The sequence below is a fragment of the Ruegeria sp. HKCCD6426 genome (assembly GCF_057221115.1).
The window spans coordinates 493,703-507,198 of the sequence record NZ_JBWVBF010000001.1; the positions used below are offsets into that span (position 1 = coordinate 493,703).

Sequence of the window (13,496 nt, forward strand, 5' to 3'; positions counted from 1 at the left end):
ATGGCAAATATCGATTATACCCGTGCGGCCAAATACTTCCTGCTGCAAGACTTCTGGGTCGGCATGAAGCTGGGGCTGAAATATTTCTTTGCCCCCAAGGCCACCATCAACTATCCGCACGAAAAGGGTCCGCTGTCGCCGCGGTTCCGGGGTGAACACGCGCTGCGTCGTTATCCCAACGGTGAAGAACGCTGCATCGCCTGTAAACTCTGCGAAGCGGTGTGCCCGGCGCAAGCCATCACCATTGACGCCGAACCGCGCGAAGATGGTAGCCGCCGTACAACGCGCTATGACATCGATATGACCAAGTGCATCTATTGCGGCTTCTGTCAGGAGGCTTGCCCGGTTGATGCCATTGTCGAAGGTCCGAACTTCGAATTCGCCACGGAAACCCGGGAAGAGCTGTTCTACGACAAAGAAAAACTGCTCGACAACGGCGAACGCTGGGAAGCTGAGATCGCTCGTAACCTGGAAATGGACGCACCGTACAGATGAGCGATACTCCCAAAAATCCATTTGAGCAGATGCTCCAGCAGGCACAGGAGATGGCCAAGGCAATGAACCCCGGGCTCGAGAATTTCTCGCCCAAGGGGTTCGAGGCGTTGTGGCCGACCATGCCCAAAGAGGTCATGGAAATGATGTTCGGCAACACCGTCAACAAAGACGGGCTGGATGCCAAAACCCGACTGCTGCTGACGCTGGCCGGGCTGACCTGTCAGGGCGCGCAGGCTGATTCCGCCGTACGCCAGACCGTGCGCCACGCCGTTGAGGCGGGGGCCAAGAAACAAGAGATCGTGGAAACGATCGGTCAGATGTCGGTCTTTGCCGGCATCCCGGCCATGACCCGCGCGCTGGAACTGGCGCAAGAGGCCATGGGCGACAACGAGGATGAGGATCAATGACCGTCTTTGCCTTCTATCTGTTTGCCATCAGCGCCATCACCGGCGGGCTGTTCACGGTGATCAGCCGCCAGCCGGTGCATTCGGTGCTGTGGCTGATCCTGTCCTTCCTGTCCTCGGCGGGGCTGTTCGTGCTGCTGGGCGCTGAATTCGTGGCGATGCTGTTGATCATCGTCTATGTCGGCGCGGTCGCGGTTCTGTTCCTGTTCGTGGTGATGATGCTGGACGTGGACTTTGCCGAGCTCAAGGCCGAGATGGCGCGCTATATGCCGCTGGCCTTGCTGATCGGTCTGGTGATCCTGATGCAGTTTGTCATGGCCTTTGGCGCATGGGACAGCGCGCAAGGTGCCGCGGCCAATCTGGCGCAGCCGGTCCCGGTTGACCGCCACAACACCGAGGCGCTCGGCGTCATTCTTTATGATCAATACTTCCTTCTGTTCCAACTGGCGGGCCTGATCCTGCTGGTCGCCATGATCGGCGCCATCGTGCTGACCTTGCGCCATCGCAAGGACATCAAGCGTCAGGACATCGTCGGCCAGATGATGCGCGACCCGGCCGAGGCGATGGAGCTGAAGGACGTTAAACCGGGGCAGGGACTTTGAGACGATGATCGGACTTGAACACTATCTTACGGTCGCGGCGACGCTGTTCGTCATCGGCATCTTCGGTCTCTTCCTGAACCGCAAGAACGTCATCATCCTGCTGATGAGCATCGAGTTGATGCTACTGGCGGTGAATATCAACCTTGTGGCGTTCTCCAGCTTTCTCGGCGATCTGGTCGGGCAGGTGTTTACGCTGTTCGTGCTGACCGTGGCGGCGGCCGAAGCTGCGATTGGTCTGGCCATTCTGGTCTGCTTCTTCCGCAACCGTGGCACCATCGCGGTTGAAGACGTCAATATGATGAAGGGTTAAGAGAATATGGAAACCACCATCCTCTTTGCCCCGCTGGTGGGCGCGCTGCTCTGCGGGTTCGGTTGGAGATTCATTGGCGAGAAGGCCGCCATGTGGACTGCCACGGGCCTGCTGTTTCTAGCCTGTCTTCTCAGCTGGATCGTGTTCTTCACCTTTGACGGTAACACCGAGCAGATCGAGATCATGCGCTGGATCGAGAGCGGTTCGCTGTCAACAAGCTGGGCCATCCGACTGGATCGGCTAACTGCGATCATGCTGATCGTGGTGACGACAGTCTCGGCGCTCGTGCACCTCTATAGCTTCGGTTACATGGATCACGACCCGCAATGGCGCGAAGGCGAGAGCTATAAGCCACGTTTCTTTGCCTATCTGTCCTTCTTTACCTTCGCTATGCTGATGCTGGTGACAGCGGACAATCTGGTTCAGATGTTCTTTGGCTGGGAAGGCGTGGGCGTCGCATCCTACCTGCTGATCGGGTTCTATTACCGTAAACCGTCTGCAAATGCCGCAGCGATCAAAGCCTTCGTTGTCAACCGTGTGGGTGACTTTGGTTTCGCCTTGGGCATCTTCGCGCTGTTTTTCCTGACGGACAGCATCAACCTCTCGGACATTTTCGCATCGGCCCCGACATTGGCCGAGACGCAGCTGACCTTCCTGTGGGGTGAGTGGACCGCGATCGAAGTAATCTGTGTGCTGCTGTTTATCGGTGCGATGGGCAAATCGGCGCAATTGATCCTGCATACGTGGCTTCCGGACGCGATGGAAGGCCCGACACCTGTGTCGGCCCTGATCCACGCCGCGACCATGGTGACCGCGGGTGTCTTCCTGGTCTGCCGCATGTCGCCGCTGATGGAGTTCGCACCTGGTGCGACTGGGTTCATCACCTTCCTTGGCGCGTCGACGGCGTTCTTTGCCGCAACCGTGGGTCTGGTCCAGACCGACATTAAACGTGTCATCGCCTATTCAACCTGTTCTCAGCTGGGGTACATGTTCGTCGCGGCTGGCGTCGGTATGTACTCTGCCGCGATGTTCCACCTGCTGACGCACGCGTTCTTCAAAGCGTTGTTGTTCCTTGGAGCCGGTTCGGTGATCCACGCGATGCATCATGAGCAGGAGATGACGGAATATGGCGGATTGCGTAAGAAGATCCCGTATACCTTCTGGGCGATGATGATCGGTACGTTGGCCATTACCGGCGTCGGTATCCCGCTGACCACCTTCGGCTTTGCCGGCTTCCTGTCCAAGGATGCGATCATCGAAAGCGCCTATGCGGGCGGAACCGGGTATGCGTTCTGGATGCTGGTGATCGCGGCGATGTTCACTTCGTTCTACAGCTGGCGCCTGATCTTCCTGACCTTCTATGGTGAGGAGCGGGGCGACAAGCATACGCACGAACATGCCCATGAAAGCCCGATGTCCATGCTGGTGCCGCTGGGAGTTCTGTCGCTGGGTGCGATCTTCTCGGGTATGATCTGGTACAGCAACTTCTTTGGCCATGCCGACAAGGTGGGCAAGTTCTACGGCATTCCGATGGCTGAGGCATCGGCTCATGCCGAGGCGGGCGAACACGCAACGGCTGACACAGGTCATAGTGAGGAGACAGCGCAAGCAGACACTGCTCATGCTGATGACGGGCATGGCGAGACAGCTTCTGCTGACGATGGGCACGCTGAAACCGCGTCTCACGGTGAAGAAACCGTAAGCGGTGGCGAGCACCATTATGTCTTTGCAGGTCAGCCTGGTGAGGGCGCCTTGTACATAGCGCCGGACAACCATGTGCTCGATGACGCGCACGCGGCTCCGAAATGGGTCAAGGTTTCACCGTTCGTGGCGATGCTGCTGGGCTTTATCGTCGCCTACTGGTTCTACATCGTGAACACCTCGCTGCCGGCACGGCTGGCCGAGAACCAGCGCCCGCTGTACCTGTTCCTCAAGAACAAGTGGTATTTTGACGAAATCTACGATGCGATCTTTGTCAAACCGACCTTGGCACTGGGCCGCTTCCTGTGGAAACGCGGAGATGGCGGTACCATTGACGGCTTCCTGAACGGTGTTGCCATGGGCGTCGTACCCTTCTTCACCCGCCTCGCAGGCAAGGCGCAGACGGGCTACATCTTTACTTACGCCTTCTGGATGGTTCTGGGCATCGCAGCCCTGATCACCTGGATGTCGATCGGCGGAGGCGCACACTAATGGACAATATCCTATCTATTGTCACCTTCATCCCCGCCATCGCAGCAGGCATCCTGGCCCTGTTCTTGCATGGCGAGGACGTAGCCGCTCAGCGTAACGCCAAATGGGTGGCGCTGGTTGCGACGACCGTGACCTTTCTGGTCTCGATCGGCATCTATACAGGCTTTGACCCCTCAAACACCGGCTTCCAGATGGTGGAAGAGGGCGAGTGGCTGATGGGCCTGAAATACAAGATGGGCGTGGACGGCATCAGCGTTCTATTCGTTCTTCTGACCACCTTCATCATGCCGCTGACAATTCTGGCCAGCTGGCAGGTCACCGACCGCGTCAAAGAGTACATGATCGCCTTCCTTCTGCTGGAAACGCTGATGCTGGGCGTGTTCATGGCGCTGGATCTGGTGCTGTTCTACCTGTTCTTCGAGGCCGGTCTGATCCCGATGTTCCTGATCATCGGCATCTGGGGTGGCAAAGATCGCATCTACGCCAGCTTCAAGTTCTTCCTCTACACCTTCCTCGGCTCGGTGCTGATGCTAGTGGCGATGGTCGCGATGTATGCGGACGCGGGAACCACGGATATCGAAGCGCTGATGAGCCATCAGTTCTCGTCGGAAGGGTTTAGCGTTCTGGGCATCTATATCGTCGGGGGCATGCAGACGCTGATGTTCCTGGCGTTCTTCGCCTCATTCGCGGTGAAGATGCCGATGTGGCCCGTGCACACGTGGTTGCCGGATGCGCACGTGCAGGCGCCGACTGCAGGTTCAGTTGTTCTGGCGGCGATCCTGCTGAAAATGGGGGGCTATGGCTTCCTGCGCTTCTCGCTGCCGATGTTCCCGGTGGGCTCGGCGGTGATGACCGATCTGGTGCTGTGGATGTCCGCGATTGCGGTGGTCTACACCTCACTGGTGGCGCTGGTGCAGGAAGACATGAAAAAGCTGATCGCCTATTCCTCGGTCGCGCATATGGGCTTTGTGACCATGGGAATCTTTGCTGCGAACCAGCAGGGTATTGACGGCGCCATCTTCCAGATGCTCAGCCACGGGTTTATCTCTGCAGCGCTCTTCCTATGCGTTGGCGTGATCTACGACCGGATGCATACTCGCGATATCGAGGCGTATGGCGGTCTGGTCATCCGAATGCCTGCCTATGCGCTGGTCTTCATGCTGTTCACCATGGCCAACGTCGGCCTGCCGGGCACATCCGGGTTCATCGGAGAATTCCTGACCCTAATGGGCGCGTTCCAGGTCAACACGTGGGTAACGGCCGTGGCCGCGACCGGCGTGATATTCTCAGCAGGCTACGCTTTGTGGCTGTACCGCCGAGTTGTCTTTGGCGACCTGATCAAGGAAAGCCTGAAAGCCATTACTGACATGAGCTCACGTGAGCGGCTGATCTTCGCACCGCTGATCGTGATGACCATTCTGCTGGGCGTCTACCCGTCGCTGGTGACCGATGTGATCGGGAACTCGACTGCGGCGCTGATTTCGAACTACGACACGGCTCTGGCCGCGGCTGAGGCCGCGACCCAGGTCGCCTCGCATTAAGGGAGCTTTGGAGACATGATCCAGGCTGATCTGATTGTAATCCTGCCGGAAATCGTTCTGGCAATCTATGCGATGGCGGCGCTGATCGGGGCTGTCTACACCACCAAAGACGGGTTGGCGCCTGTTTTGGTTTGGGCAACTGCGGGGCTGATGGCACTGCTTGCGATCTGGATCGCAACAAATGGCGACGGCACAAACGTGGCGTTCAACGGCATGTTCGTGGATGACGGTTTTGCACGGTTTTCCAAAGTTGCGGTCCTGTTGTCTGCGGCCGCCGTTCTGCTCATGAGCCAGGAATACATGGCGCGCCGTGGTCTGCTGCGTTTTGAATACCCGCTGCTCGTGGCGCTGGCAGTTGTCGGTATGATGATGATGGTCAGTGCAGGCGATTTGATGTCACTGTACATGGGCTTGGAACTGCAATCTCTGTCCCTTTACGTGGTAGCCGCATTGCGCCGAGACAGCGCGAAATCGACCGAAGCGGGCCTGAAGTACTTCGTTCTGGGTGCGCTCAGTTCGGGACTGCTGTTATACGGTGCGTCGCTGGTTTACGGCTTTACCGGAACCACGCTGTTCTCAGGCATCATCCAGACAGTGCACCAGGACGACATCTCGATTGGTTTGCTGTTTGGTCTGGTCTTCCTGATCTCGGGACTGGCATTCAAAGTATCCGCCGTACCGTTCCATATGTGGACGCCTGACGTGTACGAGGGATCGCCCACACCAATCACCGCATTCTTTGCCACCGCTCCCAAAGTGGCGGCGATGGCACTGTTCGCCCGTGTGCTGCATGACGCCTTTGGCGGTGTTGTCAAAGACTGGCAACAGGTGATCGTCCTGCTTTCGGTCCTGTCGATGCTATTGGGCGCGGTTGCGGCCATTGGACAGCGCGACATTAAGCGACTGATGGCATTTTCGTCGATTGCCCATATGGGCTATGCGCTGATTGGTCTGGCGGCAGGTACGGAAATGGGCGTCAAGGCGATGCTGATGTACCTCGCGATCTACGTGACCATGAATATCGGCACCTTCGCTTTCATCCTGATGATGGAGCGCGACGGCAAGCCTGTGACGGATATCGACGCCCTGCGGCAGTATTCGAAACGCGACCCAGGCAAAGCTCTGGCCCTTCTGATCCTGATGTTCAGCTTGGCTGGTGTTCCGCCGATGATGGGCTTTTTCGCCAAATTCGGCGTCTGGCAAGCTGGTGTGGATGCGGGTCTGACCGGATTGGTCGTTGTATCGGCTATCGCCTCGGCCATCGGCGCGTTCTACTATTTGCGGATCGTGTTCTACATGTATTTCGGGGCCGAGAACGAAGACCCGATCGAAACCCGGTCATCGCCTGTTCTGTGGGGCGCATTGATGGGATCGGCAGCGCTGATGTTGATCGGTGTATTCTATCAGTTCGGTATCGAAGGCGCGGCCGCGGCCGCGGCGACGACGCTTGTCAACTGATCTTGAATGTTTGCAGAAAAGGGAGGCTCGGTCGCGCGACCGGGCCTTTTTGACATGAGCGATTGGCCATCGGGATACGGCTTGCACGTCTTGCAGGAAGTTGACAGTACCCTTAGCGAAGCCGCACGGATTGCGCCCACAGCCACCGGTCCGGTGTGGATCATGGCGCATCATCAAACGTCGGCGCGTGGGCGACGGGGCAGGGCGTGGGTCAATCCCAAAGGCAACCTTGCGGCTACCTTGTTGATGCGACCCGAAGGGGACCCGGAGCAGGCCGCACTGCGCAGCTTTGTGGCTGCTCTGGCTTTGTTTGACGCCTGTATAGCGGTTACTGGTCGGGCGGCGGGATTGTCCTTGAAATGGCCGAACGACGTTTTGCTGAACGGTGGCAAGCTGGCCGGAATTCTGCTTGAAAGCACCGGTCAGGGGCGAGGCGTCTCACATCTGGCTATCGGCATTGGCGTCAATCTGACCGAAGCACCCGGCGCCGATACTGTTGAACCCGGTTCTGTCAGGCCCGTGTCCCTACTGTCAGAAACCGGCTCCCATGTAACTGCCGAGGATTTTCTGACCGAGCTGGCTGCGGCTTATGCCCGGTATGAAACGCAGTTTACCACCTATGGTTTCGAGCCCATCCGAACCGCCTGGTTGTCTCGCGCAGCCCGGTTGGGAGAGGTTATCACCGCTCGTGCCGCCGCGTCGGAGACGGTGGGCACCTTCGAAACGGTGGACGCGAGCGGTAACCTTGTCCTAAACACCGCAAAAGGCCGCGTCAGTATACCAGCGGCGGATGTGTATTTCTGAAGGAGGCGCAGATGCTTCTGGCGATTGATTGCGGCAATACCAATACCGTTTTCTCAATCTGGGATGGCGAGCAATTTCTGTGCACGCTACGCACCTCAACCCATCATTCCCGGACGGCGGACGCCTATTTTACCTGGTATTCGACGTTGGTGAAGCATTACGGGATCGAGGCAGACATCACTGACGTGATCATCTCGTCTACGGTGCCGCGGGTGGTGTTCAATCTGCGAGTATTTGCAGACAGGTTCTTTGGCTGTCGCCCGCTTGTCGTGGGCAAACCCGAAACTCTGCTTCCGTTCAAACCACGCGTGGATGAGGGAACTCAGGTGGGACCGGACCGGCTGGTAAACACCGCTGGCGCGTTCGATCGATTTGGCGGAGATCTGATCGTCGTGGATTTTGGTACTGCCACAACATTTGATGTGGTGGCGCATGACGGTGCCTATGTGGGCGGTGTGATTGCGCCGGGCGTGAACCTGAGCCTTGAGGCGCTGCACCTGGCGGCGGCGGCGCTTCCGCATGTCGACATCTCGAAACCACAAAAAGTGATAGGCACCAACACGGTCGAATGCATGCAATCCGGTGTGTTCTGGGGCTATGTCGGCCTTGTGCGAGAGATTTGCGACCGTATTAAGGGCGAATCCGGGGTGCCGATGAAAGTAATTTCGACGGGGGGATTGGCGCCGCTGTTTCAGCAGGCCGCTGATCTGTTCGACGCGTTTGAAGACGATCTGACGATGCACGGACTGACCGTGATCCATCGCTATAACAAGGAAAATGGCTCAACATGAGCAATGAACGACTAATCTACCTGCCGCTTGGCGGTGCAGGTGAAATAGGCATGAACGCCTATGTCTATGGCTACGGAAAACCGGGCGAGGAACGGCTGATTCTGGTCGATCTCGGGGTCGCATTCCCGGATATGGACAGCTCTCCCGGTGTTGATTTGATCTTTGCCGATATCACCTGGTTGAAGGAACGTGCTGATCAGCTTGAGGCGATCTTTGTCACGCACGCGCACGAAGACCATGTCGGAGCGGTCGCACATTGCTACCAATCGCTGGGTGCACCGATCTATGCCCGCGCTTTCACGGCCAACATCGCCCGTCGGAAGATGGAGGAACACGGCCACCCGACCGAGGCAGTGCGGACGGCTTCGGCCTGGCCCGAGCAGGTCAAGGCGGGGCCGTTTACCATTAGTTTCCTGCCCGTTTCACATTCAATTCCTGAAAGCGCGGGTTTGGTCATTGATACGCCTGCGGGCCGTGTCATGCATACGGGCGATTTCAAGCTGGATGCCGAGCCGTTGGTCGGCGAACCGTTTGATCCTGACCTTTGGGCCGAGGTCGCGAAACCCGGTGTCAAAGCGCTGGTTTGTGATAGCACTAATGTGTTCTCGACCCACCCGGGTCGATCGGAATCCGAAGTCGGACCTGAGATTACGAAACTGGTGCAGGAAGCCACCGGCATGGTGATCGCGACCACATTTGCCTCAAACGTGGCGCGGGTAAAAACACTGGCCGAGGCCGGACAACGGGCAGGGCGATCGGTCGTGTTGCTGGGTCGCGCCATGCGACGGATGATCGAAGCCGCGAGTGAGACGGGTATCCTGACAGATTTCCCCCGCGTGATCAGCGCGGAAGAGGCCGTGGATGCACCGCGCCATAGCCTGATGCTGATTGTCACCGGCAGTCAGGGTGAGCGCCGCGCAGCAAGTGCGCAGCTTGCCCGCGGTAAATATAGGGGGCTTGAGGCAAAAGAGGGCGACTTGTTCCTGTTCTCCTCCAAAACCATTCCCGGCAACGAGCGCGGCGTGATCCGCATCATGAACCAACTGAGTGAAAAGGGTGTGGATGTTGTCGATGACAGCTCGGGCCTCTATCACGTCTCGGGTCACGCCAACCGACCGGATCTTGAGAGGGTCCATGCGCTGATCGATCCACAGATGGTTGTCCCGATGCACGGTGAACACCGGCACCTGCGCGAGCACGCCAAGCTGGCCGAGGCTGGCGGGCGCACTGGTATCCTCGCTGTGAATGGAACCATGCTGGATCTGACGGGTAACGCGCCGACAGTCGTTGATTATGTTGAAACGGGACGGACCTATCTGGATGGAACCGTCCAGATAGGTGCGCTGGACGGCGTTGTCCGGGACCGTATTCGCATGGCGCTGAATGGCCACGTTACGGTCACGGTCATACTGGACGAGGAAGACGAACCGCTGGGTGAACCCTGGTGCGATACGATCGGCCTGCCGGAACTGGGCGGTTCCCGTGCGTCCATCGTTGATATTCTGGAAGAAGATCTGAATCAGTTTCTGATGCGCGCCGACGCGAAGACGTTGCGCGACGACGACAAGCTGGAAGAGGCTCTGCGCCGGATTGTGCGGCAAAGCGTCAAAGTCGAGCTGGGCAAGAAACCCGAAGTCACCGCAGTGATCAGCCGGATGCGGTAATGACTTAACCTTCCTACGGCATCGGGAATCCCTTTAGCCGCAGGAACAGGCTTGCTTCTTCATTGTTGAGGAAGAAGGGCACGCTCTGTGGCGGTTCATGTTCAGTCGCGCGGGCGGCGATCTCGGCCAGAACCACTTCGGTGATAAAGGGCAGATCGAAATTACGCGCCTCGCGGATTTTCACCCACTGCAGATGGGACAGCTCGTCCGAAGCGTGAGTGAAGTCATCCAGATCGCCCTGTACTGCGTCCGCATCGACCAGAAAGAACCGCGCATCAAAACGACGCGGACGTCCGGGGGGTGTCAGGGCGCGAAAAACAAATTGCAGAGCGTTTGCCGAAGGTACGAAACCCATCGCAGAAAAGCTCTGCCAATCCTCTGGCGCCGCGCCATCCCAACGTCCTGGCTGTCCGAGGATCAGGCCCGTTTCCTCCCATAATTCGCGAATTGCCGCGACCGCCAGCGCGTTCTCCAGGCCGGGATCGGCCCGATCGGACAATCGTTCAAAGCAGACATCCGGCAAAGGGGCTGCCAAAGGAATTTCGGCGTCGGTGGCATCTACTGCGCCGCCAGGGAATACAAACTTGTTCGGCATGAAAGCCGCAGCAGCTCCGCGCTGGCCCATCAGGATCGACGGGTCGTCAAGCCGATCTCGCAGAACGATCACCGTCGCGGCATTACGAATTGCGGTCTTGTCGACGGTCATGCGGCTTTGCCAAACCCGTGCATACGGCGCGCCCATTGGTAGGCCACGACGACGCCTTTCAGGCGGGGCAACAGAAACAGCGACAGGGCCACGCACCCCACAGAGAACCCAATTGCCATGGTCCAGGGGTCCGGTCGCCAATTCACATAAGAAACATGCAGAGCCGGCGCCAGAAGGTGCCCGACAATCAGAATGGTCAGGTAAGCCGGGCCATCATCTGCTCGGTGGTGAAACAACTCCTGCCCGCAATTGGCGCATTCGTCATTCACTTTGAGGTAGCTGTGCAACAGCTTGCCTTCGCCGCAGTTGGGGCATTTGCACCGAAACCCGCGGAGGATCGCAGGTTTTGTCGGACGCTCGTCCTCAAGGGCGGTGTCGATGGTCTGATCTGTCATTTGGATACTCGCGCGTTCAGATCTGGCCGGTATAGCGGTTGACCGACCCTCTGGGAAAGGGGGTGCGTCGCTTTGCGGCGTCTTGGCAGGACCATAACAGGATTCAGATCTATTTCGAAAGTAGGGCAAGAAAAATTGAATACCTGCGACGGAATTCCGTTGGAGCCCCGTTTTAAGAAGTATCAGCAGCGGCACAGAGCCGCTAAATCAAGGGAACTTTGTAATGAAAAATGCAACTTTTATCTCGGCTATTGTCCTGACTGCTGTCGCAGTGACCGGCACGTCTGTTCTGGCCAAAGGCCCCAAAGATCGCGAACCTGCCACCTTTCAGGAACTTGATGCAAATGGTGACGGCCAGGTGACCGAGGCTGAGATCACGGCCCACCGTCAAGCAAAGTTTACCTCTGCTGACAAGGATGGCGACGGGCAGCTGAGCCTTGATGAAATGCAGGCGGCTGCACAGGCCAGGGCCAATGAGCGCGTTGCTGCGATGTTTGAAAAATATGACGCCAATCAGGATGGGTTTCTGAGCGATGATGAATTGCCCAAACCGCGTAAGATGTCCAAGATGTTTGAACGTATCGACGCCGATGGAAACGGGTCGATCTCGGAACAGGAATATGCGGATGCAAAGGACCGGATGGGGCGCAAGCACAAGCGGCATGGGAAATCGAACACTGACAGCAACTGATGCAGGATGGAGGACCTGACCTCCTATCCGCCCCATGCGCACGGCGATCTTACTGCCGTGCGGCGGCTCAGCGACGCAGAATTGCTGGGCCGGTTTTCCAATGGTGACGCCTCGGCGGCCCGCTTGCTGACGGATCGGCTGGGACCGCGAAGTTATTCCGTTGCACTGCGGATGCTGGGAAACGCGGCCGAGGCCGAAGATGTCACTCAGGAGGCGATGATGCGGTTGTGGCAAATGGCCCCGGACTGGGTGCCGGGACAGGCGCAGGTTTCCACGTGGCTGTATCGTGTGACGTTGAACCTGTGCGTGGACCTGCGGCGCAAGAAACGACCGGATACGCTCGAGGATGGGCTCGAACCAATCGATACAACGGCGAGCGTCGTTGATCGCATGCAGGACACCGCGCGCAAGGATGCTCTGCAAGTCGCGTTGGAGCAATTGCCCGATCGGCAACGTCAGGCTGTGGTGCTTCGGCATATCGAAGAATTACCCAACCCGGAAATCGCTGGGATCATGGGGATTTCGGTCGAAGCGGTCGAGAGCCTGACGGCGCGCGGGAAACGCTCCTTGGCCGCGATTTTGGCAGGGCGACGAGATGAACTGGGGTACGAAAATGGCTGAACACGACGACGAACTGAATCATCTGTTTGCTCAGGCCCGTGAGCATCGTCCGAAGCTGCCTGATGCTCTGGCGGTTCGGATCGAAACCGATGCCGAGGCTGTGCGGTTACAGCGTCTTGCGCCTTCAACACGGCCTGCGCGGTCGATCTGGCGACGGGCGTTGGACAATATCGGAGGCTGGCGCGGATTTAGCGGGCTTGCAGCCGCCAGCGCTGCCGGTGTTTGGATCGGGTTTTCGGCGCCGGCGTTTCTGCCTGACCCCGCGAACTATCTGCTCTCGCAAGAGACGACTTTTCTGGTGGCCGACCTGAATTTGGAAGTGGACTATCTGGAGGATACGGAATGAGTGACAACCCTGCACCCAAGCGCAGATGGATGCCGATCCTTCTTGTGCTTTCTCTGGCGGTAAACCTGCTGGTTGTTGGCGTTGTGCTTGGTACCGCTTTGCGGTTCAAAGGCGGTGATAAGGCACGAATTCCACCAGGTTTCGGCCCCGCGCTGTATTACGCTTTGCCCAAAGCTGACAAGAAGGCGTTACGGGGGCAGTTGTCAGCGATGCGCAGCAAAGGCTCGCACTCACGGACTCAGGACTTTGGCGCTCTGAGTTCCGCGTTGCGCACCGTGCCCTTTGATCCGGCTGCGGTTGAGGTTTTGCTGGAGCAACAAGCACAGGTGACGGCTGACTTGCAGGATGCACTGCATCAGGAATGGTTGGCCCGTGTGACAGCGATGAGCGATGAAGATCGTCTGGTATACGCCGAAAAGTTGGAAGACGTGGTAAAGCGGGGCCCGCACCGGAAGAAGAAGGATCACTAAATTCC

The 13,496-nt window shown here is 58.1% G+C and carries 16 protein-coding genes; 14 read left to right on the forward strand and 2 right to left on the reverse strand.

Features of this window, described 5'->3' with window-relative positions; all coding sequences use genetic code 11:
- From nuoI to AC2TDA_RS02525, 10 genes are read left to right on the forward strand one after another with little or no spacing between them, the layout of a single operon-like run.
- A complete protein-coding gene (nuoI, locus tag AC2TDA_RS02480) occupies window positions 1-495 on the forward strand; it encodes an NADH-quinone oxidoreductase subunit NuoI (RefSeq protein ID WP_480846471.1) in 495 nt (164 codons plus the stop codon).
- Window positions 492-902: a carboxymuconolactone decarboxylase family protein gene (locus AC2TDA_RS02485; protein WP_480846473.1), complete on the forward strand. Its 411-nt coding sequence runs from the start codon at window positions 492-494 to the stop codon at window positions 900-902. The genes nuoI and AC2TDA_RS02485 overlap by 4 nt, the downstream gene beginning before the upstream one ends.
- Complete coding sequence (locus AC2TDA_RS02490; RefSeq protein ID WP_480878702.1) at window positions 899-1,501, forward strand: NADH-quinone oxidoreductase subunit J; 603 nt, start codon at window positions 899-901, stop codon at window positions 1,499-1,501. Before AC2TDA_RS02485 ends, AC2TDA_RS02490 begins: the two co-directional genes overlap by 4 nt.
- A 4-nt stretch (window positions 1,502-1,505) precedes the next feature.
- Entirely contained in the window at window positions 1,506-1,811 is a 306-nt protein-coding gene (gene nuoK / locus AC2TDA_RS02495; RefSeq protein ID WP_005984024.1) for an NADH-quinone oxidoreductase subunit NuoK, read from the forward strand.
- 6 nt (window positions 1,812-1,817) lie between these two features.
- Window positions 1,818-4,004, forward strand: coding sequence for an NADH-quinone oxidoreductase subunit L (nuoL, locus tag AC2TDA_RS02500; protein WP_480878703.1), 2,187 nt, complete (start codon window positions 1,818-1,820; stop codon window positions 4,002-4,004).
- Complete coding sequence (locus tag AC2TDA_RS02505) at window positions 4,004-5,545, forward strand: NADH-quinone oxidoreductase subunit M (RefSeq protein WP_480878704.1); 1,542 nt, start codon at window positions 4,004-4,006, stop codon at window positions 5,543-5,545. The genes nuoL and AC2TDA_RS02505 overlap by 1 nt, the downstream gene beginning before the upstream one ends.
- A 15-nt stretch (window positions 5,546-5,560) precedes the next feature.
- A complete protein-coding gene (nuoN, locus tag AC2TDA_RS02510; RefSeq protein WP_480846478.1) occupies window positions 5,561-7,003 on the forward strand; it encodes an NADH-quinone oxidoreductase subunit NuoN in 1,443 nt (480 codons plus the stop codon).
- A 54-nt stretch (window positions 7,004-7,057) separates the two neighbouring features.
- Window positions 7,058-7,807: a biotin--[acetyl-CoA-carboxylase] ligase gene (locus tag AC2TDA_RS02515; RefSeq protein ID WP_480878963.1), complete on the forward strand. Its 750-nt coding sequence runs from the start codon at window positions 7,058-7,060 to the stop codon at window positions 7,805-7,807.
- Between the two features lie 11 nt (window positions 7,808-7,818).
- On the forward strand, window positions 7,819-8,598 hold the full coding sequence (locus tag AC2TDA_RS02520; RefSeq protein WP_480846479.1) for a type III pantothenate kinase: 780 nt from the start codon (window positions 7,819-7,821) through the stop codon (window positions 8,596-8,598).
- Entirely contained in the window at window positions 8,595-10,262 is a 1,668-nt protein-coding gene (locus AC2TDA_RS02525) for a ribonuclease J (protein ID WP_480878705.1), read from the forward strand. The genes AC2TDA_RS02520 and AC2TDA_RS02525 overlap by 4 nt, the downstream gene beginning before the upstream one ends.
- A gap of 13 nt (window positions 10,263-10,275) precedes the next feature.
- Here AC2TDA_RS02525 and AC2TDA_RS02530 read toward each other — a convergent pair whose 3' ends face one another.
- Together AC2TDA_RS02530 and AC2TDA_RS02535 are read right to left on the reverse strand one after the other, a co-directional pair.
- Window positions 10,276-10,968 (reverse strand): NUDIX hydrolase, encoded by a 693-nt coding sequence (locus AC2TDA_RS02530; RefSeq protein WP_480878706.1) that lies wholly within the window; start codon window positions 10,966-10,968, stop codon window positions 10,276-10,278.
- Window positions 10,965-11,363, reverse strand: a complete 399-nt coding sequence (locus AC2TDA_RS02535; protein WP_480846483.1) for a DUF983 domain-containing protein — start codon at window positions 11,361-11,363, stop codon at window positions 10,965-10,967. Before AC2TDA_RS02535 ends, AC2TDA_RS02530 begins: the two co-directional genes overlap by 4 nt.
- 223 nt (window positions 11,364-11,586) lie before the next feature.
- Here AC2TDA_RS02535 and AC2TDA_RS02540 point away from each other — a divergent pair, with 223 nt between their 5' ends.
- The 4 genes from AC2TDA_RS02540 to AC2TDA_RS02555 are packed head-to-tail and all read left to right on the forward strand — an operon-like array spanning window position 11,587 to window position 13,491.
- Window positions 11,587-12,054 carry an EF-hand domain-containing protein gene (locus AC2TDA_RS02540; protein ID WP_480846484.1) on the forward strand — a complete coding sequence of 156 codons (468 nt, stop codon included), beginning with the start codon at window positions 11,587-11,589 and terminating at the stop codon, window positions 12,052-12,054.
- A gap of 6 nt (window positions 12,055-12,060) precedes the next feature.
- A complete protein-coding gene (locus AC2TDA_RS02545) occupies window positions 12,061-12,675 on the forward strand; it encodes an RNA polymerase sigma factor (RefSeq protein WP_480878707.1) in 615 nt (204 codons plus the stop codon).
- Window positions 12,668-13,021, forward strand: a complete 354-nt coding sequence (locus tag AC2TDA_RS02550; protein ID WP_480878708.1) for a hypothetical protein — start codon at window positions 12,668-12,670, stop codon at window positions 13,019-13,021. Before AC2TDA_RS02545 ends, AC2TDA_RS02550 begins: the two co-directional genes overlap by 8 nt.
- A complete protein-coding gene (locus AC2TDA_RS02555; protein ID WP_480878709.1) occupies window positions 13,018-13,491 on the forward strand; it encodes a periplasmic heavy metal sensor in 474 nt (157 codons plus the stop codon). The genes AC2TDA_RS02550 and AC2TDA_RS02555 overlap by 4 nt, the downstream gene beginning before the upstream one ends.
- Window positions 13,492-13,496 lie beyond the last annotated feature (5 nt).